The following is a 23,718-nucleotide window of genomic DNA, read 5'->3' on the forward strand; positions in this document are numbered from 1 at the left end:
AGGGACTCCAGGGGCAGAGGAGTAGAGGGGAAAAACTCATCTCCCCTGCTCCCTTGTCTCCCTTGTCTCCCTTGTCTCCCTCATCCCCCACTCACTTTTTTAACCTACCCAGCCCATCGAGTGTATATATTTATAGTGGCAACTGAGGAATAAAAAGGCAAAAGTATAATTTAATTCTGAGCTTATACTAGAAATTCCTCAGAACTTAATATTAAAGGCATAATTAACAATGGCTCACAGATTAAAGACCTGGCATTGCCACTGGAGCAAAAAGTTACTGAGTTTCAGTGTATTCGGTTTTTATGCAGCGATCGCCTTTGAAACTTCCTCCATTGCTGTAACAGCAGTGGCAAAACTAGATAATTGGCGCTTTTCACCGAAAACACAGCAACTCGAAATCACTCTTTCAACACCCACAACACCTCGTTATTTCTACCTTGCCCAACCACCCCGGTTGGTTGTAGATTTACCTAATACTAAGTTAGGTGATGTTACCACCCAACAAAGTTACTCTGGAGTCATCAAAAGTATTCGTGTTTCTCAACTCAATGAAAACGCTACACGCATTGTTCTAGATTTAGCACCGGGAACTGTTTTAAATGCCAATAAGGTACAACTGCAACCAGTTTCTCGAAAAAACCCCACTCGCTGGGTATTACGTCCTGTTATTTCTGGTAAAAGTACTGCTGTAAAACCAGCAAATTCAGCACCTCCAGCCAAAAAACCACCCCAAAAGCCGCCTACTGAGCCGCCCGTACTTACTACTAACTCACAATCCCTTAATAACCTACCCGTACTTACTACTAACTCTCAATCTCCTAATAACTTACCCGTACTTACTCCCGACTCACAACCACCTTTACTCACAATTGAGCCTATATCGAATCAGCTACCCTCAACAAGCACTACTAACTCAAATCAACCCTTTGTAACCGTACCTCCTCTCACCCCCAATACACCCCCTCAACAACCAAGTTTTATTCTTCCCCCTCCTTCTTTCCCAAATCAACCCAGTACGTTGAATAGTATTCCTAATTTCGGTATGTCTGAATTCCCACTCCCCACAACCCCTAACGTTCCCAACCCCCAAGTTATTGAGTTTGGGCAACCCCTTCCCAAGGGTAGGTAGGAAACGGGAAGATGATATAAATTTTGGATTTCAAGCCTTTGCTTCCAGTCAACACTCCCCATACCCAAATCTAAAATCTATCGGTTTCCTGGGGTGTTCCCACTGCCCCTGGTTGAGCTGTGAAGAAGTTTTGAGCAGCTTCATTTTGATATATGCATCTAATATCAGGGTTATCACTATCCAAATTACCTGTAAAACCAAAGGTATTTAAGCGATTCTTACAATCCCTTACCTGTTCAGATGTCACCAAGCGACGCTGCTCTAAAATTGCCCAGTTATTTTGTCTGATAACACATCCAGGACGCATACTCGGCTGAGAAACATAGACATTGAAGGGGTTGAGAGTTACGAACAACCTAGCGTCCATCACCATAGCACTGGCTCCATACTGCACGCAGATCTCAGGGTTCGGTGCTTTGGTATCAATAAATTCACGAGAAGCGACATTTGATGGTGCCAATGTGGTTGTAGAACTAAAAGCAATGCCGATTCCAATTCCCAAAATCAATACCCCTCCCATAATTGCGATAGTGAAGAGGTTAAACATCGGGGATTGAAAATTAGAGGGTCTAGAAGTAGTAGCCGATCTACCAGTCGATTTACGTCTCATTGTTGCTTAATCACCTTCACGTCAATTGAGCAGGAGTAGTCTAAATTTTTCTACCTCTTTCAGTATGCCTAGTTTTAACTGTAATTGTGTGGGAGTTTGTGAAAATTTTCTTCTTAAATGACAACAATAGCAGATTATTTAACAGGACTTACGCAATAACTCTCTGAAATTCTTATCCCTTTGTGTCCTTCTCTGACGAGACGCTGCGCGAATGCGTCCTTTGCGGTTAGTTTTTTCATGATTTTGCGTAAGTCTTATTTAAATTTCTGAATGCAATTTCAAGGTTAGTTGGTGACAGTTCTAATTTACATTAACTAGCTAGTCATCTTATCTATAAATTTGGATAAATTATTTTCATGACATATTTTTCTATGCAGATATTTTTATCACCCCTAGTATTTGATGTCTCAAACAATGTAAATTAACTTTGAATACAATTTCAATACCTAACTCAAAGCAAGTGAAATTTCAAAAAGCCTTACTATCGGGCAAGAGCTTCAAAACTTCGCAATTTCAAATTCTCCTAGCTGATAGTCTAACTATTTTTTGGGGAGATTGGCTAGATTTACGTGCTAGAGTTGTGCAAGTTGCTGCATCAGGGTTAATATCTCCACTGATATATATTTTAGCTTTTGGTTTAGGTTTGGGTAGTTCCATCAAACCAGGCTCAGGAATTAGTGGTAACTATGACAACTATTTGGAATTTATATTACCAGGTATGGTAGCGCTGTCGTCAATGACCATTAGCTTTGGGGGGACGACATTTTCCATTTGTGGAGACAGATTATTTAGTAAAACTTTCGAGGAATTATTGTTAACTCCTATACATCCGTTAGCATTACACATCGGCAAAATGTTGGCGGGAGTAGTGCGGGGGTTGATGACATCAGGTTCGGTGATTTTAGTAGCGGTACTGTTGACTGGAAATTGGAATTTTTTGAATCCGCTATTTTTAGTTTTACTTGTACTCAATTGTGCTGTATTTGCAGGGTTGGGAGTGATTGTAGGATTGAGTGTGCGATCGCTCGAATCAGTAGGACTCTACAATAACTTTATAATTATCCCCATGTCTTTTTTAGGAGCGACCTTTTTTGACCCTGGTACATTACCAGCAGCCCTGAAAGTAGTAGTTTACTTGTTACCCTTAACCTACGCCAGCATCGGACTACGTGCGGCTGCTCATTTACCCTTGTCTCAGTTTCCTTGGTATAGCATACCGATTTTGTTAGCAGCCGCCATCGCTCTTTCTGTTTGGGGTGCTTATAAATTTGCTCACCAGCAGGATTAAATGCTATTTGGGAAAGTAGCTATAGACAGTTGTATGTAGACCGATATCCGGTACATTGCACATAGAAAATAGCATTCAATATTTCTCGTAAATCTACATCTATCGGATGACTAAATCCCTTGGGTGTGGATAAAATCAAAGTGAAACTTCTTGAATGCTCTCAAGATTCAGCAAAGATTCATTCGCAGTTTCTTCAGTGACTGTTGTGCGATCGCACCTCTTGGCAAAGGTACAATAATCACAAATTTTACTGCCCTCCGGCACTTGGGGAAACTGTATGTTATTTTGATAATCCTCCAACCAATCAGTTAACTGATTTAACAGCTGCTTAAGCTTCTTTGCTGTTTTTAGATGTTGAGCAGTATTGTAAGTAAATTTAATATTTTGCGGTTTGCCTTCAGATTGAACAAACCAGTAAGTCATGGAAATATTTTCCGGTGAATAAGCGCTAGTTTCAGCCAAAACATACATATAAAGGCGTGTTTGCCAATTAGATTCTAACTTGCGCTTATGAAGTGGTTTCGGATAAGTCTTCCAATCGAGAATTTGTGCTTGTTGGTTATCTGCAATCAATAAATCATAGACAACCGTCAACAAATAGTTTTGAATTTGCAGAGTGCGGTAATGTTCGCTTTCACGAAAAGTTTGATTGTCTGTTGCAGACATTAAAATTTCTGGGGCTGCATCTGTAAAACCAGCCATCCACCTTTGCAATTGAGGATCTGCTTGGAGAATACTATCAATTGGTAAGCCCATTTCTCGCTGCTGCATCAGCAGGTGAAAGCGGCTACCCAAAGTTTGCCGTTCCTCGTGTTCGGGATTTGCAGGGGAATTGAGTTGTTCTAAGTAAGTGTGTTGGAATTTACGCGGACAAGCTTCTAGTAAGTTGAGTTGTCCTTGAGAGAGTCGTAGTAGTTGAGTGGTAGTTGATAGCATCCTTCTATATGTCGGGTGGGGTCATTGGCAAGCCTCCCAAACTTGATGAATGCAGTTCCAAGGAGAGCAGAGTATGTGCAGCTATCTCTGTTCGATTGTACCTCGTAGTTAACTAGTAGTTCGCTCTTTAAAGGGGAAAGGGGAAAGGTTTTAAATCCCTTATCCTTTACCCCTTCACCTTTAAATAGCCCGAAAGAAGCGCATTTTTGGGTTAGCAGACCACCAAGTTCGCTTTCGTGACTTGGCTCTTTAAAGGGCAAAGGGGAAGGGGGAAAGGGAAAAGGTTTTTTATCCCTTAGCCTTTTCCCTTTAACCTTTACCCAACCTCCACCTAACATTTTTGGGTTGGCAGACCACTAGATGCAAGAATCCAAGGTTTTTAGCGTCGCAAAAATTTTGGAGTCACAGGCTTAACCCCACCACAGTTAATGACGCTCAAAGCCTTAGGAGCAGTAGAAGATACAGAACAAAAATAAAAGGTAAAAGGATGAATTGAGTATTCTTAGTTCATCCGTTTACCTTTTTTATGTACCTGATGCTTATTTCATGTTAGCCCTTGCGTCCCTCACTGCGGCAAAGAAAAATAAACCTGTGAGTGGAATGCTTAATGCGAGGATAATTGCTGTGGTTGTGACACCGAAATCTGGTTGTCCGTAACTGAGTTCAAAAATCGAACCCACCGCCGCGATCGCACTTATGCAACAACCACCCAGAAACAAACCGCTTTTTGGAGTTAAATACACTACTAGCCCCCTATGCTACTGGTTTCACCGCTTGATACGAGAAGCCATTCTTAGACAGCTCTTGGGCCAAAGTCAAGGAGTTTTCCACACGGTCTACAAATACTACTCCATTGAGGTGATCCATTTCATGCTGAATGCAGCGTCCAAGGAGGTCATTGGCTTTTAAAGTTTGGGGACGACCATACTCGTCTTTATAGGCGATTTCCACCACTTCAGGGCGCTTTACATCCAGATATACATTGGGAATACTTAAACACCCTTCTTGGGCAACGGAGATGTCACGGCTCACCTGTTTGATTACGGGGTTAATCAACACCAAGGGTTGATTCGCTGCGTTATCTGGTTCCAGGTCAATGACAATTAATTGTTTGTGAATTCCCACTTGGGGTGCAGCCAAACCAATACCATCTTTACTGTACATAGTTTGCAGCATTTCGCGCACTATTTGGCGGAGTTCGTCATCAACTTTAGAAATGCGCTTTGCAGCTTGACGCAGCACGCGATCGCCTAAATAATGAAGCTCCAAAGGCGGATTTTTTAATTTTTTTTTCTCGACAGCAATTTCAGAAGGCATGAGTCTTGATGGCTAGATGGTGAAAATTCCTACTACCTTAATTCTATCAAGCTGGGGAGTGGGGAGTGGGGAGATAGATGGGGAGGTGGGGAGATAGATGGGGAGGTGGGGAGATGGGGAGGTGGGGAGTGCTGAATTCTGAATTGTGAGTTATCAATTATAAATTCTGAATTCTGTAAGCGCAGGGGGGCGTACCCCTACGGGGAAGCAAGCTACGCGGTAGCATCTCGTAGAAAACCCTATTCTGACTCCTGAATTCTGAATTCTGAATTCTGAATTTTTGCCTGGGGTAATTTGTGTTGAAATCTCTCACGAAACTTGACTATCTGCTCAAAGAAACTTTTCTCGGCTTACTCCGGGGGGGTTGGATGAATTGGGCAGCTGTCAGTACTGTGACGGTATTGTTATTTTTATTCGGTTTGAGTTTGCAAACCTCTTGGCAAGTAGAAAAGCTTCTCTATCAGTTCGGTAGCCAGCTAGAAGTATCAGTTTATCTCGAACCGGATATGCAAGGCCAAAGCATTGAGCCGTTGATAGCAAAAATCCCAGAGGTAGCAGCGATACAAACTATTACTAAGGAGGAAGCCTGGACTAAGTTAGTTAAGGAAATGAAAATTTCTGATATTGAAGGTGTTACCCAGCAGCTAGGGGAGAATCCTTTGGTTGATGAGATTAAAGTGAAAGCACGTAACTCTCAAGTTGTGCCAACTTTAGCAACCCAACTGGCTAAGTTACAGGGAGTTGATACGGTGCAGTATATCGATGAAGCAGTTAAACGCATTGCCCAGCTGCACCGGGGTTTGAACTGGATTACATTAACAATTACGATTATTTTGACTGTAACAGCGATCGCTGTGACTACTACCACAATTCGCTTGATTGTCATGGCGCGACGCCAGGAAATTGAAATTATGCAACTTGTGGGAGCAACTTCTGTTTGGATTTACCTGCCGTTCATTTTACAAGGAATTACCTTTGGTTTCGTTGGTGGTGCGATCGCTTGGAGTTTCATTTCTCTAATTCAACAGTTTCTCGGTAAATTGCTAGCCAATCAACCAGAGTTTATCCAAGTAATCACCAACGGCATACAACTCACTCCAGCCCAAATTTTATTATTGCCCCTAATTCTCTTGAGCTTCGGTGGCACGGTAGGATTAATGGGAAGCTTATTTGCTGTCAGATGTTTTGCGAAAAGATAGGCATGGGGCATGGGTAAAGGAGAAAGGGTGAAATTGCTATGAAATCGCAATGGGAATGTTTTTTAGAAAATCTTGGTGTTTGGGAAGGTTCATTCACGAATTTTTCTCCCCAAGGTACGCTTGTTAACGATACTCCTAGCCGTCTTTGTCTGGAAAAATTAAACGGTAGCCAAACAGTGCGCCTGACTCTAACTCGTTCTGGACGAGATTTAGTTAGAGAATTTAATTCTGTGGGGGGAGGTTTGCTGTTTTTTGAAAATGGTTCGTTTTCTGAAGGTTTAATTCAGATTGGGCCGTTTTCTGAATTTGGTGGGGAACTGGCTTTTGTCCATGAAAATCGCCGCTTGCGTCTGGTGCAATTATTTGATAGAACAGGTAATCTCAGTGGATTAACTCTAATTCGAGAACATCTAGCCGGAACCCCAGCAGCAGAACGTCCACCTTTGCAGTTAAATGATTTGCTGGGAGAATGGCAAGGTGAGGCAGTGACAATATATCGAGATTTGCGATCGCCTGATACTTACTCTACAACTCTCAAATTACAATTAGATAACGCTGGACGATTAATTCAAAGTACTTCTTTTGCAGAACGCACAATTACTTCAACTGCTACCATCAAAGATTCCATAGTTCTCTTTGATGAAAATCCCGAAAAGCAGATACAAGTATTATTCCTACCTGATGGCAGTTCTGCAACTTCACCACTCAAAGTGCAACTGCGTCAACCTTTATTTTTAGAAGCCGGTTGGTTAATCCAGCCAAATCTCCGCCAGCGAATGATTCGCAGCTATAACGACAAAGGCGAATGGGTTAGCCTGACATTAGTTACCGAACAAAGGGTGTAAGGAAACCTTAAATGGTACAAATCCCTACTAAACTTCTTACCCTCCAAGAATTCCTAAATTTGCCAGAGACAAAACCTGCAAGTGAATATATTGATGAGCGTATCATCCAAAAACCAAGGCCACAAGGAGAACACAGCGCAATTCAAACTGAGTTAGCACCAGCAATTAATTTAATCGTAAAGCCCCAAAAAATTGCACGCGCTTTCTGCGAACTTCGCTGTACATTTGGAAATCGCTCGATTGTGCCTGACATTTCTGTATTTATGTGGGAGAGAATTCCTCGTCAAGAAAATGGTGGAATTGCTAACGTCTTCTCAATTGCCCCAGATTGGACAATTGAAATTTTATCTCCCGACCAAAGTCAAACTAAAGTTATCAAAAATATTTTGCATTGTCTCAAGTATGGAACTCAGATGGGATGGTTGATAGATCCTAAAGAAAAATCTGTGTTTGTTTACTTGCCAAACCAAGCAACTAATGTTTACGAAGAATTAGAAGCAAAGTTACCAGTCCCAGAGTTTGCTCAAGATTTCAGCTTAACAGTAGAAGGTTTATTTAGCTGGTTGCTGGAGTGATTGTAGTTATGCTGTTTCCTGATTAATATTATCAGACATAAGTTGGCGATCGCCCTATCCGTGTGAGAGTAATGTCTTCTGCATAATTCAGCTACCTGTTAATGAAAAGTGAAGATGAAGATAGACAACTTTTTAACTGTTAGCCTCATCAACAATTTCAGCAGGGTAACGGTAAACTGGAGCCATCACAAACAATTTTCGACACTTAACAGATAATCTCGCACTATTATGCTGCAATGACTTGTTAGATTGCTTGATTATGCAACAACTATTATCAATTCTTAAGAAAGAAGTTCTGAAAGTGTAACAAGGCGATAGCCTCTTCTAGAAAGTTCAGGTAAAATTCTTTTCAAGGTTAATGCTGTTCTTTCACCTCGTTGACCATTGTCATGCAAAATAATTATTGAACCTGGACGAGCATTCAATAAAATGTGATTTGATGCAAACCAAGATGAGTGAATATGAGTATCAAGTGGAAATATAGAGCCTAAAGCAACTCTATATCCATACTTATGCGCTATATTAACCATCGTGTGATTATACCATCCAGATGCAGGTCGCAACCAATGAGGCATAGTGAATTGAGCAAGTATGTTGTGAGCTTCAAGTAAGTTTGCTTCAAATTCCTGTGGTGAGTACTTAATACTTGGTTCATCTTTGGTAAGATGATTTCCTAGCTCATGACCTTGGTCAACTATCTGTGAAACAATAGACTCATTTGTTTTAATTTTATCAGTAATAATAAAAAAAGTCGCTCGTGCTTGGTAGTGTTGCAAAACCTCAAGAATTTTGGGTGTTGTATTGGATTCAGGACTATCATCTATTGTAAGTGCAATAATTTTTTGAGTGGTTTCAGTAAAGTAAACCACATCTGTAAATGTTGAAGTGATAATCAAAAATAGCCATCTAGGTTGAAAAATAAATAAAGCTATAATTATAATTATTATTATCAAAGATAAGGCTAGTAAAGTATAGCTAATTACGAAAATACTATCCGTCATAATATGCTTTGATTCAGTTTATCAGCTACGTTTCACAAGAAACTCTAGTAGCATTCCTGTCAATAAGCTATATGGAAGTAGAGCAATTAAACCAATAGAATAAAATACTCCCATAACACTTCCTCTACCAAAAATTATAACTAAAAATAAATATACGAAATTACCAATAAAAATACCTACTGAAATGCCTAATGCACTTAAGAAAAACCATAGAAGTGAATCACTAAAATGCTCTCTGATTAATAACCATTGAGCTAATCCAATTAAACTTCCCCAGACAACAAATATCAGTATACTTACTCCCCTTTCAATCCTTTTTTTAAGGATGCTGGAATTTCCCGGAGCAAAGTTAAGAAGCGTAGGGACATGGAATAAGGCTGAGTATAGAATCGTAGGAATAAAATGTGCAAAGCTGGTGATTAAAATCCAAGAGATATCTCTGGCAATGCCAAGTTGAGTGAGAAAAATGCTTTGAGACACAGATACACCGACTCCGATTCCTAAAATGGGGGATACTATCGGCATAATGCTCATCAGCAGAAACATAAAATCTCCTGCATTTCTCGAAAAAATATTTCCGTGAGAACCACCAAAGCTGAAAAAAAGATACATCAATGGTTTGTTAAGAGCTATTCCAATAAATAAACCTATCAAACCTCCTATAAATGTGAACTCCATCCAAGATAGAGCAACACTTTGACCTATCAACGGAACTAAGGATAATATGTATAAATTTATTTCAAATGATGAAACATTAAACATATTTTTTGCAATTTTTTCATACTTTAATTTTTGTAAATTGACGTTTTGATACTTTGTTTTTCTAGTCTTTTTCAGAAACTTGAGCTTCTGCTTTTGCTGCTCTCCTCAATAAATTATGATATTCACCTTCTAGTGTCTTAAAATCGGTTTGATTTTCGATGTTGGACACTTTATCTACAAGGATTTTCAATTCAGCCTCAATCAAAGTATATTCACCTGCTTTTCCTTTAACTTTAAATTCTCTATTTGCTGACTGCGCTGCAACGGCAACTGAACCAGATAAAGCTACGCCAATTTTTATCCAAACTTTGAGGGCTTCATTGTCAATCACACCCAAAACTGTAGTGAGTGAAGTTAGTGTTATACCAGCGACTGTTAAGCCGATATTCCACCAATGATTGATGCCACGCAGTTTACTGATTTTTGTATTCCGAAACTCTTGCACTTGTGTCAGTAAAACTTGCTTTTTCTTGCTGAAGGTTTCATTTTCCTCAGCTTGACTATTAGAGCTTTCAATTTGATTCTCCGAAATTTGCTCCATCATCAGACTCTAGTACTCACTAAAAACATTTGACATCTCCAATGATCTTTGACAGAGCTTTTCAAGCTAAATCCAATTTGCTGCATTCTATTAGCCCAGGCTTAATGATACAACTGCTCTTTCCCCTGGTAGTTAATAGAGGTTGACTAATTATTATACGTAAATTTTTAGTATAGTTATGTACTTCAATAAAAAATTATAAAAACGTTACTTTTTATACTAATAAACAACGACAATGCAATGCTTGTTTAAGTAAACCTTGATATTCTTCATCCCCAACTCGATAAGCACCAAATCTTTCCAAATGGGGATTCATCATTTGGGCATCAAAAAAGACAAATTTCCTCTGGCGCAATCTTTCTACCAACTTAACCATCGCTACCTTGGAACCATCAGGAATCCGATAAAACATCGACTCGCCAATAAAAGCACCACCAATCACAATTCCCAAAATTCCCCCGGCTAGTTCGTCACCTTGCCAAGTTTCAAAACTATAAGCATAACCACTCTGGTAAAGTAGCCAGTAAATCTCTTGCAATTCTGGTGAAATCCAAGTGACTTCGCGGTTAGCACAGCCAGCCACCACAGCTTGAAAATCGCGATTAACCGCTACACTAAAACGTTCTTGATTGAGAACGCGCTGCAAAGATTTGGGGTAGCGAAACCTCTCATCCAAGGGTATGAAAGTCCGATCGCGACTTCCGTACCAATTCAGGCGATCGCTCTCATCAGCCATGAGAAAATAGCCTTGAGCATAACCTTGAACAATAGCAGGGATATCATATTGCATAAATATCAAAAATACAAAAAGAACGCAATTTGATACTAGCAGTCATTCTCTGCGTTCCTCTGCGATTTCCTTAGCGTTCCTTTGCGTTTAAAAAATATGACTGAACCAATTCCAGCAATTACCCTACCACGCCCTCAAAATCCGCAACTCGAAGGTGAATGGTTGCGAGAACGTCTGTTGCGGTGGCTAGATACAGAATTTATCCCAGAAGCAGTTAACCAAAAAATTGCTCAACGAGCCGCACAGATTTTTGTGCGCCAACGAATGGAAGGAGAAAACGACCTTGGTTCTCTGGTTATCGCCATAGTCACAGAGATGCAGTCCTATGATTTTTCCAATAGTTTTTATGGAGAGTTTGCGATCGCCAACGCCGTTAGCGATCTACTCTTAGAAAGTCTGGGTATTGATAAGTGTTGCGGTCAATAACAGCTGACAGTTAGTAGTTAGGAGTTAAAAGTTAGAAGTTAAGCTTGTCTTTATTCATAACTCATAACTCATCACTCATAACTTTTTACCAACTGGACTTCACTACTCCAGGTAAAAGACCTTCATGCGCCCATTCCCGCAGCACATTCCGAGACAGTCCAAAATCACGGTAAACACCTCTAGGACGACCAGTCAACCAGCAACGGTTACGGCGACGGCTGGGCGCACTATTACGGGGTAACTGTTGAATTTTCCGATGGATTTCTAGCTTATCAAGGGGAGATTCTGTGCTTTTGAACTCTTCCAAGAGAGCTTCCCGCTTTTGGGCATACTTTTCTACCAATTTAGCGCGTTTTTTCTCGCGCTCAATCATGCTCTTTTTTGCCATATATTCTCTAACTTAATTTAAAGACAGCATTTTCCATTCTACCGTCTTGTTTTCAATTCTAGGTTATACCATTTTGGATTTTGAATACAAACAAAAGAGGAGGTAAGAACGCGCAAAAGGAATTTTTGCTTAACATCCCCGCGTCTCTCCTTCCCCGCGTCCCCACGTCTTTCCTTACCCTACAACCACTGGCTTATTTGCAGCAGGACATAAATCGGCAAGTTCACAAGCAACGCAGACAGGAGAACGGGCTTTGCAAATAGCACGACCGTGATAGATTAGCCGAATTGACCAATTTTCCCAATCTGGTTGCGGTAATAAAAGCATTAAATCTTTTTCAATGCGGATGGGGTCTGTATGCTCAGTTAAACCCAAACGTTGACTGAGGCGACTAACGTGAGTATCTACGGTCACGCCAGCATTAATGCCATAAGCGTGAGCGAGGACTACATTTGCTGTTTTCCGCGCCACGCCTGGAAGTTTTAATAACTGTTCCATTTGGTTGGGAACAACAGAGTTAAATTCAGTGACAATCATCCGACAGGCCGCTTGAATGTTCTTGGCTTTATTGCGATAAAATCCTGTGGAACGCACTAAATTTTCTAACTCTTCTAAGTCGGCGATCGCTAAACTCTCAGCATCAGGAAACCGACTAAATAATGCTGGTGTCACTTTATTTACTCGCTCGTCAGTACACTGAGCGGAGAGAATTGTGGCCACCAACAACTGCACTGGTGTTGAGTAGTTCAAAGAGCAAGTTGCATCTGGATAAAGACGCTTCAAACGCAACAGAATTTCTACCGCCCGTTGCTTTAAAGATAAAACTTGCTTTTTGCTACTCCCCACTGCCAATTCTCCACTTTCTACTTTTACTGGAGTAACTTTTGTACCCACTCTAATTGACTAGTTAATTGGGTAGTTTCTTTGACAATCAGAAAAATCCCTAGTCCTAAGAGTAGCACTAAACCCGTTTGCATTACGCCTTCTTGAATTCGAGCAGGCACAGGTCTACCGCGCAGACCTTCAATTAACAGAAAAGCCAGTTGTCCGCCATCCAAAGCAGGTAAAGGCAAAATGTTAATAATTGCCAAATTAATGCTAATAATTGCCGCGAAAGATAACAAATTTGTGCTATTATCAGCAGCCAATTGTGCCCCGATTTTGACAATATTAACTGGGCCCGAAACTTGTCCTACAGTTTGTTGAAAATTGGTAATTAACTGGCCAAAACCGCTGAGTGTTCCCACAAATAATTGTTGAAACCTGTTAGCGGCAATGCCAAAAATTTCAAAAGGACTATTAGGACGACGATAAACTGCTGTAGCATTTGGGCTAAGTGCCACACCTACTACACCTTTGCCATCGGCTCCTAGTTTTGGTGTTAATTTCAGGGATTGTTGTTGATTTTGGCGTTGAATTTTGAGTTCGATTTGCTGATTGGGATGAGTTTGAATTTCCTTTGTCAGCAAAGCAGTTGATTTATCAGAAGCGGAGAGTTCCTGACCGTTGATGGCGGTGATAATATCTCCTTCCCGAATACCTGCTTGGTAAGCAATGGATTCTTGATTAATAGGTTGTACGATGACACCAGGTTTATAGTTTAACTTCTCAGGAATACCCACAATACCCAATTGCAGAGCCAGTACTAAGTAGGCAAATATTAAATTCGCTATCACTCCAGCACTGATAACGATCGCCCTGTCTAAAATTGGACGGTTACGCAGCAGATTTGGGTCATTGGGTGGAATATCGCTATCAGGGTCATCATCCGGGAAGCCCACAAAGCCCCCCAAGGGAAAAGCGCGGATAGCATATTCAGTTTGCGATCCTTGATACTTCCAAAGAACTGGGCCAAAACCCAAAGAAAAACGGTTAACGAGAATGCCTTGAGAACGTGCTGCAACAAAATGTCCCAACTCGTGTACCAAGATCAGAACAGCCAAGACTGCGATCGCTGCTAAAACTGACATAAAGCAAATTAGTGAAGATATTAAGCTATGGTTATCTCCATTCTAATTGGGCATTGGGCATAGGGCATGGCGCATGGGGAGCAGGGGAGGCTCTTGAGGCAGGGGAAAAGGTTAAAGGGAAAAGGGAAAAGGAATAAATTTAATCTCTCCCCTTTTCCCCTTACCCCTTTCCCTTTCCCCATACCCAATTACAGCACTTCCCGCCCCAAGTATGGTTGCAGCGCTTTTGGTATCTTCACTGTTCCATTAGGTTGTTGATAATTTTCCAAAATTGCTGCCATCGTTCGTCCCACTGCCAAGCCCGAACCGTTGAGAGTATGCACAAATTGGGTGCCTTTTTTCCCCACTTCTTTGAAACGAATATCCGCCCGTCGTGCCTGAAAGTCTACAGTATTAGAGCAGCTGGAAATTTCACGATACTTGCCAGCAGAAGGCAACCACACCTCTAAATCATATGTTTTAGCAGAAGCAAATCCCAAATCCCCAGTGCTGAGATTCATCACTCGATAAGGCAGTTGCAAAGCCTGTAAAATCGATTCTGCACTCCCCACCAATTTTTCTAGTTCATCAAAAGAACTGCTGGGTTCGACAAATTTCACCAGTTCCACTTTATTGAATTGATGCAGGCGAATCAAACCCCGCATATCGCGCCCATAGCTACCAGCTTCTCTACGAAAACAAGGGGTATAAGCACAGTGGTAGATAGGCAAATCTTCAGCGGTGAGAATTTCGCCCCGATAGAGGTTAGTAACTGGAACTTCGGCTGTGGGAATTAGCCACAAGTCGTCATCAGCGCATTTAAAGCTTTCTTCGGCAAACTTGGGTAACTGACCGGTGGCCGTCAAGGAGTCGGTATTCACCAACAGTGGTGGACTAATTTCCACATATCCAGCTTGAGTATGAACACTCAGCATAAATTGAATTAATGCCCTCTCCAGTGCAGCGCCAGCACCTATCAATGTCACAAACCGACTTTGAGCAACTTTCACAGCTCGCTCAACATTTAGAATACCTAGCTTTTCAGCTATTTCCCAATGAGGCACAATATCCGGATTTTGGGAAATATACTCATCACCCCAACGCCGCACTTCTACGTTATCTTCTTCACTCTTGCCAATGGGTGTAGAGTCGCTTGGTAAGTTGGGAAGTGCTAAAACAAGCTGAGCAATTTCAGCTTTGAGGTCTTTTTCCTGGGGTTCGAGTTCGCTCAATTTAGCTTTGACAGAATTGCCTTCATCCCGCAAAGCTTGGATTTCTGGGTCTTGAGCATTGATACCAGATTTCAGCTTTTGCCCGACTATTTTACCAATTTCATTGCTACGGGCTTGGAGTTGACTCCGTGTCCCCTCTAATTCCCGTTGTTGTCGGTCTAACTGTAATATCGGTTCAATGTCGTATTTACCACTACGACTGTTCAATCGTTCTTGAACTAATTGCGGATTTTCCCGTATTTGCTTGATATCCAGCACAGATTTTTCTCAGTTTTTAGCCTATTATCTTCCTGCCAACACCCCAGCATATACTGATTTTGCCTTGCCATGAACAGAAAAGCAAACATAAAAATTTTGTCCTGCCAATCTGGCTAGGGTGAGAAATATTTAAAAGCAAAATCCCAAATTTAAAATCCCCAATCTCAAATCCAAATTGAGTATTTAAAAAATTTCGCAAAAGCACAAAGAAGAGATTTGAATTTACTCACAAAATCCATCAAAAGAAGTATAGATTTTTGGCTTATTTTTTGCATTTATCTCATCTTTACTATGGCCTATTAATGCGATTAAGTAGCCAAAGGGACGCCACAAGTCCTGCAAAATGCGCTGAAACAGTGTTAGTGTTTGCCTGGACTACAAGCATATCTAGACCGCTAATAATTCGAGTTGGGTCAAAAAATTGTGTAGTTATCGCTTGGGGAGATATGGATCTTGCTACCAGCGTACCAACAATGGCCTGCGCCCCCAAAAGAGTCACCAAGGTTCCGCCTAAATTCACCCACAGTCCTAAGCGTAATACTTTTACAGTCTCGCTTTTACGAGGGCGGTTGCTGGGATTGGAGGATTCCAGCTGTCTACCAATTCTAGTGTAACGGTAAGCTAAGTAAATCCCCACACCTAAAATCACCAGTCCACAAACTGCTAAAAATACGCCAAAGCCAGTGCCAGGATTATTACTGGGGCTACCAGCTCTTTGACTAAAGATGCCAAATAACAGCACAATTATGCCAGAAACAACACCTAGTACTAGCTGAATCCAAAAGCTAATCCAACCTGTAAGGCGAAAGGTTTGGGCAATTGCCCGGAGATTAGAGGACGATGGGGCATCGGGAGTTTGTGACATACTAAATCACCAATGTGCTAGGTGCTTTTAAGGGAGATAGGGAGATGGGGAGATGCAAGGACGCGGGGAATAAACCAATGCCCAATGCCCCATGCCCAATGCCCTAATTTTTTTGAGAAATTTACTATCACATTTACCAGATAGTACAAGAGGATCTCAAGCCTAAAAAATTATTAATAATTACTACCCAGGTGTGTTTACAAACGTGCCAGTTTGAACTTCAACATATCCTTTAGCTTAAATTTTTAAAATTTACATTGGGAAAATCACTGTAAAAAAAAGTGTTTATTAAGTTCTACAGACAAAATAGCATTTTACTTGTAAAATTTCTTCGATGGCATCTTATTGCTTAAGCAGTTCTAATCAACTCGGCATTGATAACACCAAAACAGTGACTTTGGCACTGTCTGTTCCCTCCTCATTATTCCTGATTTAGTTTGGGTAGGAGCATAATATCCTGAACCCTAAAACTCACGAACTACTCCCACAACTCCAAAAGCGTGGGTAATCATTTGGTGTTTTTGCTTTGCAAATCTAGCTTAAGTAGCTTTATATATTACTCGTTTAAGAGTAGCACTATATACTGACTACGAGAATTGTAGACCTTACCCTAAGGCATTTTTTTAGCCATTCCCCAACCATGAAACTTGAGGATATATATCAATTCTTTGAAAATCCTCCGCCAACTTACCTTTGTCAGGAATTAGCAGTTTGTTACATACTGTCTATTTTGTTAGAAGGTGAATCCTACGGCACTGAGTTAATCCAAAGATTAGAAACTGAATATCCTACCTATCGACTTTCGGATACCGTACTTTACAGTGCAATCAAGTTTCTGGAAGATGAAAGGGCAATTAATGGATATTGGAAAAAACTCGAAGGACGAGGACGCCCCAGGCGGATGTACCAAGTTTCTCCAGAATGGCAAGTTCAAGCACAGAATTTAGCTTTTCTTTGGCAAGACTACATCAACAAACGAGCAAAGTCATAAATCATTGATAATGAATAAGTCTCCTCCAGTTAAACAATAACAATCACTTATGGATACTCCTATTCTGCCATCTACGTTGCTACTCACCTTGTTGTTATCGGTGGGGCTGTTTTTCTTTATTCGTGCTTCGACTAAAGACCGCACAGAAACAGCACACTTGGTATCCGCACAAGATGAAGCAACTTTTATGTCTCAATTAAGAGAGTATTTTCGATCGCGGTCTTACCGAGTGGCAGCGGTAGACCGAGAACAAAACCAAGTGACTTTTGAAGGTTATGTTCGTCCTAGCTGGTTCTTAGCTATATTCCTCACCCTACTGGCAGCTACTGGTATAGTTTGTCTGTCATTGGTGGTTTACCTACTTTTTCCTAGCCTGAGTAGGTTGATTCTAGCTATGGTGCTGCTATCACCTTTGAGTGGTGTGTTTTATTGGAAAAAATCTGGAAGACTTGAGAAGGTGCTGCTCAAGGTGGAAACAACTCAGAGCGAACAAACCTCCTCAAGTAAGGTTACTGTAGTTGCCCATCGAGATGAACTCACTGAGTTACGGAGGACTCTACAGTTAAAGGCTGGTGAATAAATAACTGTTGCTTGTTATGACCATCTCTTAACTTATGAGGTGTTCCCTTTTCCATATCACCTAGTCTTCAAGTAATGAAAAGTACTAAGGAGGAAATCAAAACTATTGCTTTGCCAATTTTATCGATAACTTTTGTTGTCGGAAAAATCTGAATTGATTTCAATTCCTTGACAGAGCTGATCTTCCAATTTATCCGGATAAGAGCATAACTCCTCTAGCGCTTTTAAATGCGCTTGGCTCTGTATCCACTCCTTTGTGCATTTTTAGACACAAGTACCAAGCCATGCAAACTAGCGTGGTTTGACACATATTTACTTTTCAAGTACTGAGAGTAGGCGTACTGGCAAATCACCTACAAACTAAAAAAAAATTAAATTTTGCATAAACTTAGCAACTTTGCCAGTTAATTAATAGTCAGGGGGCACATTCAATGCGTGAGATGACCATTTTTTTATCGAGCAGTTAAAGCAAGGGTTTCTTGACCTGTAGGAGCTTCTAAAGTCCTGAGGCTGGGAAACAAGAAATGGTTTTCCTCTACGTATTGGGCACCAAACAGTCCCTTTTCTGCCCAGAAATATCGGTCTGTAGTGTGTTCGTTTCGCTTTACGAGTAGCAGTGCCGGTGGCAAAATACCTTCAGCTTGAATGAACCTTCTCGCTGCTGTCACAGGTTTTTCTTCACCACTTTCGATGCTATATTGAGGCACATGCTCTAGAATACGCCGTCCTTCCTGACGACGACGACTTTTTCTTTTGCGTCTCCTTGCCAACCTATTGTCCTCCTCTTTCAAGCTATAGATTGTAGTGATAGCTACAAAATCCGTCGTCATTATAGAAGTTCTAGTTCAAAAAATCAATAGTTTTTTAACTTTTGATCCAATAAAATTAATATCTTTGGAGGTATGGATCGAACAAAGCTTGCTAACGAGAATAATCTGCTGGTAGAAAACATCACTCAGAAGATTTCAGTTAAGCTGTATTAAAAGAATGAGGTAAAAACTAACTATCCTTATTTAATCATGCCTTAAAATTTGTAATCTTGAGCAAGAACTAAAAATGTTAATGTCTGCCAGTTCTGATTTTCTTGCTCTGTGCCGAGAGCAAATAGCACTGCTGGCCCAAGGGCTAGGAGCAACGTTAAGTATTGTGTACCTAACACAAGAATTGGTAGAGACTCCTTCTGGTGAGGCAAAACTGATTCCTGTGATGATTTATCCGGAAACAGCTTTATTACCGCAAGCAGAAGAAAGCACCATCACATTACCGAAGCAGCTTCAAGTTGGTAATACTAATGTATTACCCAATCATCAGCAAAAACTATTAACACCGGGATCAAAAGCTGAAATACCGGATACATCTCAACCTCATTTACAAGAGGAATATCTACTCAGTGGTAACGAAATTGTTTTACCTTTGGTCTATGAAGGTGTGATGATGGGGTTACTAGTAACTGCTAGAAAAGACCGAGAATGGAATGAACACGAGCAAAGCCAGATTCAACACATAGCCCAAACACTGGCCATCGCTTGCATTTTAGATCAGCGACGAGCATGGTTACAACACCAACTCCACGAACAACAAATTCTTCAAGAAAAACAGCAGGATTTGTTAGATAACTTATTGCATCAGTTCCGTAATCCATTAACAGCATTACGGACTTTTGGTAAACTTTTATTAAAGCGATTGCGACCGGGAGATACTAATCGGGATGTAGCAAGTAGCATCGTGCGAGAAAGCGATCGCCTGCAAGAATTACTCCAACAATTTGAGCAAGTAATTGACTTCACAGAGCCAGATTTAACAGCAATACATCTACCCGAAAATGAAGTATTTGTAGAAGCAACTGTGCAAAAAGATGCTAAGCCGCCCCTATTATTGCCGGGAACCGGAGATAAAGCAGTAGACTGCTCCTTAGCAGATATATTAGAACCATTATTAATATCAGCTAAAGCCATAGCACAAGAGCGTAAGCTAAAACTAATAACTGAATTAAAACAGAATTTACCCTTAGTGCGTGCCAACATCAAGGCATTAAGAGAAGTCTTAAATAACATCATCGATAATGCATTGAAATACACTCCTAATGGTGGTAAAATCCTCATTCAGGCTGGAGAACAAAAAGCTAATTTTCAAGGAATTGTCATCAGTGACAACGGCCCTGGTATTCCAACCGAAGATTTAAAGCATCTTGGAGAACGTCATTATCGGGGCGTGCAAGCGCAAACAGAAATTCCTGGTACGGGTTTGGGGTTGGCGATCGCTAAACAGTTAATAGAACAAATGCAGGGCGAAATCGAAGTTTTCAGCCCTGCAATCAACTCTAAATTAACTTCACCCAATAGACCGGGAACTACGTTTATTATTTGGTTACCGGAAGTTGAGAGTTAGGAGTTAGGAGTTAGGAGTTGGGAGTTGGGAGTTGAGAGTTGAGAATTAGAAGTTCACAATTAAAAACTTGCTTTAATTAGTTATTCATCACTCCTAACTCTTAACTTTGAACTATCTTCAATTCATCACTCCTCACTATTTTAGTGAAACCAACAAGTTTTGATTAATGGTCATTTGTAAATCGGTATTTGGGTCAATTGCAATTAAGTCAACGCTATTTCTACCGAAGAATAGACCAATCAACGCACCGATACCAGCACCACCCAAGACTTCTTCTGTGGCAATGGCGCGATCGCCTGTGACAGCAGACACCGCAGCGGCGGCTCCTGCGCCCAAGACAGTGTTCTGAATAATCGATCCGGTACTAGCACCCTTTTTTACGGTTTCAGTCTTAGTAATGACTTCAGAAGTAGCGTTTAGTTGATATTCTTGACCTGTGGTCAAAACCAGTTTTTCAGCAATGAACTGAGAACCGCCTGTGGCAGGTTTGAGTTGACCAATAACTTGACTACCAGCAGGAATCACCACAGATCCTTCTTGGGTAACTACGTTTTGCGATACTGTTAGTGTCAAGGGTGCTGTTTCATCCTTGGTCACCAGAATTTTTTCTGCCTTGTCATACTTCACAGGAATAGCAGTTCCTTGGGGAATTGTCACAGATACAGGTGTGGGGGTAGTATTCCCAAGAGCTACGACGTAGGGCGAGTTAATTGCTGAGGCTTGATTAGTACTAACTAAGGCTTGGTAAATAAAAGCTGCTACTTGGGCGCGAGTGGCGGTTGCAGTGGGATTGAGGAACTTCACATTTGGATAATTGACCACAATTTGCTTCTCGGTGGCCGCTGCAATGGGACTACGGGCATAGCTAGCAATATTATAAGCATCGTTGAAGTATTGCAGAGTGCTTTCCGTATTACTACTCGCAGTATATTCCAGACCATTAGCCAGGGCAACTAAAACCTGTTGGCGGGGAATAGCTTGGTTAGGTTCAAAGCGATTGCCGGGATATCCTGATAAGAAACCAATGGTATATGCTTGCCCAATGGCGCTGTATGCCCAATAGTTGCTAGGTACGTCAATAAAACTAATTGGCGATCGCTGTTGTGCTTTTTGAAAAGCTTTGTTCACCATAGCGGCAAATTGAGCGCGTGTTACTGCTTCTTCAGGGCGGAAACTACCATCAGGAAATCCCGCAATCACACCTCGTTGTGATAATTCTTGAATAAATGGTGCTGCCCAATAATTAGATGAAACATCAGAAAAAGTAGTTTGAGCAAAAGAAGGTGCAGCTGTCACAAAAGGTGCTACAGTTCCAACTGTAACGCTTAAAGCCATAAGTGCAGCTGTTCCAGATTGCCAACGATTTAAACTAAACATTGCTTTTTTACTCCGTTAAATTTATTTTTTCTACTGTTACTTAATTAGACAATTGGTGAAGTTTTATGTTCCCATTAATTGAAACTTTTCTCAGAAATATTCATTTGAAAAATACAACTAAAATTAAAAAATCCCTACCCAAATTTCTCAGCAATAGATAATAGAGTAATTAGCCTTTTGCTGATTAGCTCTACTCAATAAAGCAGATTTCAACGAAGGTGAACTACACAAAGATGCGTCTGATGGGTAGGTATAAAGCTGGTTTTAGCTCTAGAGGCTGAATTATGCTGTAATGATTACCAAAACTCTAGATATCTTTTAAGACGATGCAGAGATAGAATAGTTGCACAGAAATAGATTTTTTGAGGTTAAAAATGAAGGCGATCGCACACTATATTGAAAGTGGCGATCGCCTATTGAGTGATGATTAAATTCACGACTTAAATCAACTTAAACCTATTAGCGGTATACGGTTAAGTTAGAATTTAGAGTCAGTCTCAAATCTTGTGTGGGTCTGATAACGAAGGCATTAACTTCTTTTTTCCGCAACAGGACACTTGCTCCTGCACCCGCAGCCGCACCAATCACAGGTTTTAAATCATCAACTTTGCTATTTCCAGTAATTAGCGAACCCAAAAGACCAGCACCTGCACCAATACCTGCATCAGTTAAAACTTGACCGGTGCTAGGCCCTTGTGTGACTTTTTGGGTTGTGGTGTATGTCCGAGAAGTAGCATTAATTGACTGACGGCGACCATTAGAAAATTCTAATTCTTGGGCTACAAACCGCACGCCTTTTCCTTTGTTCTCATCATCTCTTGAATAACCATCTAGATCCACAGGTTCTAGGCGTCCAATGACTTTAGTACCAGCGGGAATTAAGACATTTCTATTTCTATCAGTGATGTTACTGGCAATTCTCAAGGTTATGGATTTACTTTCCCCTGGAACGATAGTTATTGTTTCTTTTTCGTAGTTAACAGGAAGATTTACTCCAGAAGGAATTGTTACACCTCCATATTGCCCAACATTGTATTGTGCATTAGCAGGGGCAAAAGGAATCATCGGGGTAACAACAGTGGTGGTCACGGCCATTGCCATGAGGGCAGCAGTTCCAGATTTCCATCGATGTAGACGAGTCATAGGTGAGTTGACCTTTATGTGATGTGATATGTGTAATGACGAGGGTTTACTGAGTTTGTTTCAAATGACTCTTGAACATTACTTTAGTCATATTCCGAAAGGAATGGTACTTATTTTACTGTAAGTATGTACGTAGGCTTAGCCGTTCGGAGATAGAGCTTGTCAGAATTTTTACTCTCCTAATCTGCGTTACTAAATAGGAGGCAAGATACTCTTAATGACGCTAAATTAGTTTAATTGTTTCCTGACTTTGTTTTATTGCTTACGTCCAGATACTTAACGCCATTGCGAACTATTACTTCCATTATATAAGACTTGTATTTGCTTTTTTCTAACTCGAAAAGCTTCTTTTCCATTCCCTATTTCCTACGACTTACTCGCTACTAAGCCAAGTAAGCTCAAACATCAAAGCAGATTCCTATATATTATTTACCAGGGCTTGGAAAATACTTTCTCTTTCCTTTAGAATTGCGAGAGCCAATTTGTAGAGTAATTCCTGATGGAACCGAGTGAAGCGCAATATTTAATTATTAACGCACTGACTACCCTAGATTTACTTGGTAATACGTTCTATGATGAAGATAGTGGCAATTGGTATATAAATACGCCTAGCCCAGTCTTGCCGATTGCTATGATTTTGCAAAATGGTGATATTGTTCCGACTAGTTGGGACTTGTAATTATGGCAAATTGGACTGAAGATCAAAAACAAAAGTATGCAAGGTTCCAAGAAATTTTAGAAAATGGTAAGCAGCGTTATGTAGAAGCTGGTGGTAATCCTAGACATTATCGAGCAGGTTTCAAAGGTCAGGATTACTTGACAGATGAAGAGAGGAAAGAAGCAACTAGAATCATGCGACAAATGTTTGGTATCTCTATAGCCAATGGTTATGTTTATTGTCAAGGGCGTTCTTGGCAGTTACCTGAGAATTTAGCATTAGATAAAAAGCAAGTGGAATAAAAGTAGATAGGTGACAGATATGGCAACATTAGTGTAGGTTGGGTTTCGCGTTGCTCAACCCAACATCGCAGTGTTAGGTTTCACTTCATTCAACCCAACCTACGTTTATTACTAGCCATCTTCATTAACCATTTCACAATAATAGGACGGGCAATTGTGCCCATCCGAT

27 protein-coding genes and 1 pseudogene are annotated in these 23,718 nt (G+C 40.7%); 11 read left to right on the plus strand and 17 right to left on the minus strand.

Annotated features, from left to right (window positions below; genetic code table 11):
- The first annotated feature begins 229 nt into the window (after positions 1 to 229).
- Positions 230 to 1,129, plus strand: coding sequence for an AMIN domain-containing protein (locus tag VF06_RS11635; RefSeq protein ID WP_099071864.1), 900 nt, complete (start codon positions 230 to 232; stop codon positions 1,127 to 1,129).
- A 70-nt stretch (positions 1,130 to 1,199) separates the two neighbouring features.
- On the opposite strand, the gene VF06_RS11640 is transcribed toward VF06_RS11635, so the two are convergent.
- Positions 1,200 to 1,739: a DUF3172 domain-containing protein gene (locus VF06_RS11640; protein WP_099071863.1), complete on the minus strand. Its 540-nt coding sequence runs from the start codon at positions 1,737 to 1,739 to the stop codon at positions 1,200 to 1,202.
- 460 nt (positions 1,740 to 2,199) lie between these two features.
- Here VF06_RS11640 and VF06_RS11645 point away from each other — a divergent pair, with 460 nt between their 5' ends.
- Positions 2,200 to 3,027: an ABC transporter permease gene (locus tag VF06_RS11645; RefSeq protein ID WP_099071862.1), complete on the plus strand. Its 828-nt coding sequence runs from the start codon at positions 2,200 to 2,202 to the stop codon at positions 3,025 to 3,027.
- A 46-nt stretch (positions 3,028 to 3,073) separates the two neighbouring features.
- Here the strand turns inward: VF06_RS11645 and VF06_RS39110 are convergent.
- From VF06_RS39110 to def, 4 genes and pseudogenes are all read right to left on the minus strand, one after another.
- A pseudogene (locus VF06_RS39110) lies at positions 3,074 to 3,163 on the minus strand (IS5/IS1182 family transposase); the annotation flags it as partial.
- Positions 3,163 to 3,963, minus strand: a complete 801-nt coding sequence (locus VF06_RS11650) for a PD-(D/E)XK nuclease family protein (protein ID WP_099071861.1) — start codon at positions 3,961 to 3,963, stop codon at positions 3,163 to 3,165. The gene VF06_RS11650 and the pseudogene VF06_RS39110, both read right to left, overlap by 1 nt.
- Before the next feature lie 539 nt (positions 3,964 to 4,502).
- Positions 4,503 to 4,706 (minus strand): hypothetical protein, encoded by a 204-nt coding sequence (locus tag VF06_RS11660; RefSeq protein WP_099071859.1) that lies wholly within the window; start codon positions 4,704 to 4,706, stop codon positions 4,503 to 4,505.
- A gap of 10 nt (positions 4,707 to 4,716) precedes the next feature.
- Positions 4,717 to 5,280, minus strand: a complete 564-nt coding sequence (gene def, locus VF06_RS11665; protein ID WP_099071858.1) for a peptide deformylase — start codon at positions 5,278 to 5,280, stop codon at positions 4,717 to 4,719.
- A gap of 296 nt (positions 5,281 to 5,576) precedes the next feature.
- Here def and VF06_RS11670 point away from each other — a divergent pair, with 296 nt between their 5' ends.
- The 3 genes from VF06_RS11670 to VF06_RS11680 are packed head-to-tail and all read left to right on the plus strand — an operon-like array spanning position 5,577 to position 7,899.
- A complete protein-coding gene (locus VF06_RS11670) occupies positions 5,577 to 6,479 on the plus strand; it encodes a cell division protein FtsX (RefSeq protein ID WP_099066472.1) in 903 nt (300 codons plus the stop codon).
- Between the two features lie 38 nt (positions 6,480 to 6,517).
- The gene (locus VF06_RS11675; RefSeq protein WP_099066471.1) at positions 6,518 to 7,324 is read left to right on the plus strand and encodes a DUF3598 family protein; all 807 of its coding nucleotides are present in this window, start codon (positions 6,518 to 6,520) and stop codon (positions 7,322 to 7,324) included.
- 11 nt (positions 7,325 to 7,335) lie between these two features.
- Complete coding sequence (locus tag VF06_RS11680) at positions 7,336 to 7,899, plus strand: Uma2 family endonuclease (protein ID WP_099066470.1); 564 nt, start codon at positions 7,336 to 7,338, stop codon at positions 7,897 to 7,899.
- 281 nt (positions 7,900 to 8,180) lie between these two features.
- Here the strand turns inward: VF06_RS11680 and VF06_RS11685 are convergent, their stop codons facing one another.
- From VF06_RS11685 to aat, 4 genes are all read right to left on the minus strand, one after another.
- A complete protein-coding gene (locus tag VF06_RS11685) occupies positions 8,181 to 8,900 on the minus strand; it encodes a chitin deacetylase family protein (protein WP_099066469.1) in 720 nt (239 codons plus the stop codon).
- 21 nt (positions 8,901 to 8,921) lie between these two features.
- A complete protein-coding gene (locus VF06_RS11690) occupies positions 8,922 to 9,662 on the minus strand; it encodes a hypothetical protein (RefSeq protein ID WP_099066468.1) in 741 nt (246 codons plus the stop codon).
- Positions 9,663 to 9,723: 61 nt separating this feature from the next.
- Positions 9,724 to 10,206, minus strand: coding sequence for a hypothetical protein (locus VF06_RS11695; RefSeq protein WP_143861659.1), 483 nt, complete (start codon positions 10,204 to 10,206; stop codon positions 9,724 to 9,726).
- Positions 10,207 to 10,417: 211 nt separating this feature from the next.
- A complete protein-coding gene (gene aat / locus VF06_RS11700; RefSeq protein WP_099066466.1) occupies positions 10,418 to 10,993 on the minus strand; it encodes a leucyl/phenylalanyl-tRNA--protein transferase in 576 nt (191 codons plus the stop codon).
- Between the two features lie 96 nt (positions 10,994 to 11,089).
- On the opposite strand from aat, the gene VF06_RS11705 reads away from it, so the two are divergent.
- Positions 11,090 to 11,419, plus strand: coding sequence for a DUF8822 family protein (locus VF06_RS11705; RefSeq protein WP_099066465.1), 330 nt, complete (start codon positions 11,090 to 11,092; stop codon positions 11,417 to 11,419).
- 85 nt (positions 11,420 to 11,504) lie between these two features.
- On the opposite strand, the gene rpsN is transcribed toward VF06_RS11705, so the two are convergent.
- The 5 genes from rpsN to VF06_RS11730 form a co-directional block, all read right to left on the minus strand.
- The gene (gene rpsN, locus VF06_RS11710; RefSeq protein ID WP_099066464.1) at positions 11,505 to 11,807 is read right to left on the minus strand and encodes a 30S ribosomal protein S14; all 303 of its coding nucleotides are present in this window, start codon (positions 11,805 to 11,807) and stop codon (positions 11,505 to 11,507) included.
- Positions 11,808 to 11,981: 174 nt separating this feature from the next.
- Complete coding sequence (gene nth, locus VF06_RS11715) at positions 11,982 to 12,653, minus strand: endonuclease III (RefSeq protein WP_099066482.1); 672 nt, start codon at positions 12,651 to 12,653, stop codon at positions 11,982 to 11,984.
- A gap of 23 nt (positions 12,654 to 12,676) precedes the next feature.
- The gene (gene rseP, locus VF06_RS11720) at positions 12,677 to 13,777 is read right to left on the minus strand and encodes an RIP metalloprotease RseP (protein ID WP_099066463.1); all 1,101 of its coding nucleotides are present in this window, start codon (positions 13,775 to 13,777) and stop codon (positions 12,677 to 12,679) included.
- Between the two features lie 188 nt (positions 13,778 to 13,965).
- Complete coding sequence (gene serS / locus VF06_RS11725) at positions 13,966 to 15,246, minus strand: serine--tRNA ligase (RefSeq protein WP_099066462.1); 1,281 nt, start codon at positions 15,244 to 15,246, stop codon at positions 13,966 to 13,968.
- 289 nt (positions 15,247 to 15,535) lie between these two features.
- The gene (locus VF06_RS11730) at positions 15,536 to 16,111 is read right to left on the minus strand and encodes a DUF3611 family protein (RefSeq protein ID WP_099066461.1); all 576 of its coding nucleotides are present in this window, start codon (positions 16,109 to 16,111) and stop codon (positions 15,536 to 15,538) included.
- A gap of 640 nt (positions 16,112 to 16,751) precedes the next feature.
- Between VF06_RS11730 and VF06_RS11735 the strand changes: the two genes are divergently transcribed.
- Both VF06_RS11735 and VF06_RS11740 read left to right on the plus strand, forming a co-directional pair.
- Positions 16,752 to 17,102 carry a PadR family transcriptional regulator gene (locus VF06_RS11735; RefSeq protein WP_099066460.1) on the plus strand — a complete coding sequence of 117 codons (351 nt, stop codon included), beginning with the start codon at positions 16,752 to 16,754 and terminating at the stop codon, positions 17,100 to 17,102.
- Between the two features lie 49 nt (positions 17,103 to 17,151).
- Complete coding sequence (locus tag VF06_RS11740) at positions 17,152 to 17,682, plus strand: cofactor assembly of complex C subunit B (protein WP_099066459.1); 531 nt, start codon at positions 17,152 to 17,154, stop codon at positions 17,680 to 17,682.
- A gap of 451 nt (positions 17,683 to 18,133) precedes the next feature.
- On the opposite strand, the gene VF06_RS11745 is transcribed toward VF06_RS11740, so the two are convergent.
- Positions 18,134 to 18,451: a DUF3155 domain-containing protein gene (locus VF06_RS11745; protein WP_096534956.1), complete on the minus strand. Its 318-nt coding sequence runs from the start codon at positions 18,449 to 18,451 to the stop codon at positions 18,134 to 18,136.
- A 286-nt stretch (positions 18,452 to 18,737) separates the two neighbouring features.
- Between VF06_RS11745 and VF06_RS11750 the strand changes: the two genes are divergently transcribed.
- Positions 18,738 to 20,069 (plus strand): GAF domain-containing sensor histidine kinase, encoded by a 1,332-nt coding sequence (locus VF06_RS11750; RefSeq protein ID WP_099066458.1) that lies wholly within the window; start codon positions 18,738 to 18,740, stop codon positions 20,067 to 20,069.
- Positions 20,070 to 20,204: 135 nt separating this feature from the next.
- Here VF06_RS11750 and VF06_RS11755 read toward each other — a convergent pair whose 3' ends face one another.
- Complete coding sequence (locus VF06_RS11755) at positions 20,205 to 21,446, minus strand: S-layer homology domain-containing protein (protein WP_099066457.1); 1,242 nt, start codon at positions 21,444 to 21,446, stop codon at positions 20,205 to 20,207.
- A 459-nt stretch (positions 21,447 to 21,905) separates the two neighbouring features.
- Positions 21,906 to 22,589, minus strand: coding sequence for a conjugal transfer protein TrbI (locus VF06_RS11760; RefSeq protein ID WP_099066456.1), 684 nt, complete (start codon positions 22,587 to 22,589; stop codon positions 21,906 to 21,908).
- 499 nt (positions 22,590 to 23,088) lie between these two features.
- Between VF06_RS11760 and VF06_RS11765 the strand changes: the two genes are divergently transcribed.
- Both VF06_RS11765 and VF06_RS11770 read left to right on the plus strand, forming a co-directional pair.
- Positions 23,089 to 23,268, plus strand: coding sequence for a hypothetical protein (locus VF06_RS11765; protein ID WP_096534951.1), 180 nt, complete (start codon positions 23,089 to 23,091; stop codon positions 23,266 to 23,268).
- A 2-nt stretch (positions 23,269 to 23,270) separates the two neighbouring features.
- A complete protein-coding gene (locus tag VF06_RS11770; RefSeq protein ID WP_099066455.1) occupies positions 23,271 to 23,549 on the plus strand; it encodes a hypothetical protein in 279 nt (92 codons plus the stop codon).
- Positions 23,550 to 23,718: the final 169 nt, after the last annotated feature.

It is taken from the genome of Nostoc linckia z4 (assembly GCF_002608075.1).
Classification (GTDB): domain Bacteria; phylum Cyanobacteriota; class Cyanobacteriia; order Cyanobacteriales; family Nostocaceae; genus Nostoc; species Nostoc linckia.

Coding starts and splice junctions, on each gene's coding strand:
- VF06_RS11635 (WP_099071864.1), top strand. CDS start 230: ATGGCTCACAGATTAAAGACCTGGCATTGCCACTGGAGCAAAAAGTTA.
- VF06_RS11765 (WP_096534951.1), top strand. CDS start 23,089: ATGGAACCGAGTGAAGCGCAATATTTAATTATTAACGCACTGACTACC.
- VF06_RS11680 (WP_099066470.1), top strand. CDS start 7,336: ATGGTACAAATCCCTACTAAACTTCTTACCCTCCAAGAATTCCTAAAT.
- VF06_RS11685 (WP_099066469.1), bottom strand. CDS start 8,900: ATGACGGATAGTATTTTCGTAATTAGCTATACTTTACTAGCCTTATCT.
- aat (WP_099066466.1), bottom strand. CDS start 10,993: ATGCAATATGATATCCCTGCTATTGTTCAAGGTTATGCTCAAGGCTAT.
- VF06_RS11675 (WP_099066471.1), top strand. CDS start 6,518: ATGAAATCGCAATGGGAATGTTTTTTAGAAAATCTTGGTGTTTGGGAA.
- def (WP_099071858.1), bottom strand. CDS start 5,280: ATGCCTTCTGAAATTGCTGTCGAGAAAAAAAAATTAAAAAATCCGCCT.
- VF06_RS11690 (WP_099066468.1), bottom strand. CDS start 9,662: ATGTTTAATGTTTCATCATTTGAAATAAATTTATACATATTATCCTTA.
- VF06_RS11730 (WP_099066461.1), bottom strand. CDS start 16,111: ATGTCACAAACTCCCGATGCCCCATCGTCCTCTAATCTCCGGGCAATT.
- VF06_RS11695 (WP_143861659.1), bottom strand. CDS start 10,206: ATGATGGAGCAAATTTCGGAGAATCAAATTGAAAGCTCTAATAGTCAA.
- VF06_RS11705 (WP_099066465.1), top strand. CDS start 11,090: ATGACTGAACCAATTCCAGCAATTACCCTACCACGCCCTCAAAATCCG.
- VF06_RS11760 (WP_099066456.1), bottom strand. CDS start 22,589: ATGACTCGTCTACATCGATGGAAATCTGGAACTGCTGCCCTCATGGCA.
- rseP (WP_099066463.1), bottom strand. CDS start 13,777: ATGTCAGTTTTAGCAGCGATCGCAGTCTTGGCTGTTCTGATCTTGGTA.
- rpsN (WP_099066464.1), bottom strand. CDS start 11,807: ATGGCAAAAAAGAGCATGATTGAGCGCGAGAAAAAACGCGCTAAATTG.
- VF06_RS11640 (WP_099071863.1), bottom strand. CDS start 1,739: ATGAGACGTAAATCGACTGGTAGATCGGCTACTACTTCTAGACCCTCT.
- VF06_RS11750 (WP_099066458.1), top strand. CDS start 18,738: ATGTTAATGTCTGCCAGTTCTGATTTTCTTGCTCTGTGCCGAGAGCAA.
- VF06_RS11755 (WP_099066457.1), bottom strand. CDS start 21,446: ATGTTTAGTTTAAATCGTTGGCAATCTGGAACAGCTGCACTTATGGCT.
- VF06_RS11735 (WP_099066460.1), top strand. CDS start 16,752: ATGAAACTTGAGGATATATATCAATTCTTTGAAAATCCTCCGCCAACT.
- VF06_RS11740 (WP_099066459.1), top strand. CDS start 17,152: ATGGATACTCCTATTCTGCCATCTACGTTGCTACTCACCTTGTTGTTA.
- VF06_RS11770 (WP_099066455.1), top strand. CDS start 23,271: ATGGCAAATTGGACTGAAGATCAAAAACAAAAGTATGCAAGGTTCCAA.
- VF06_RS11650 (WP_099071861.1), bottom strand. CDS start 3,963: ATGCTATCAACTACCACTCAACTACTACGACTCTCTCAAGGACAACTC.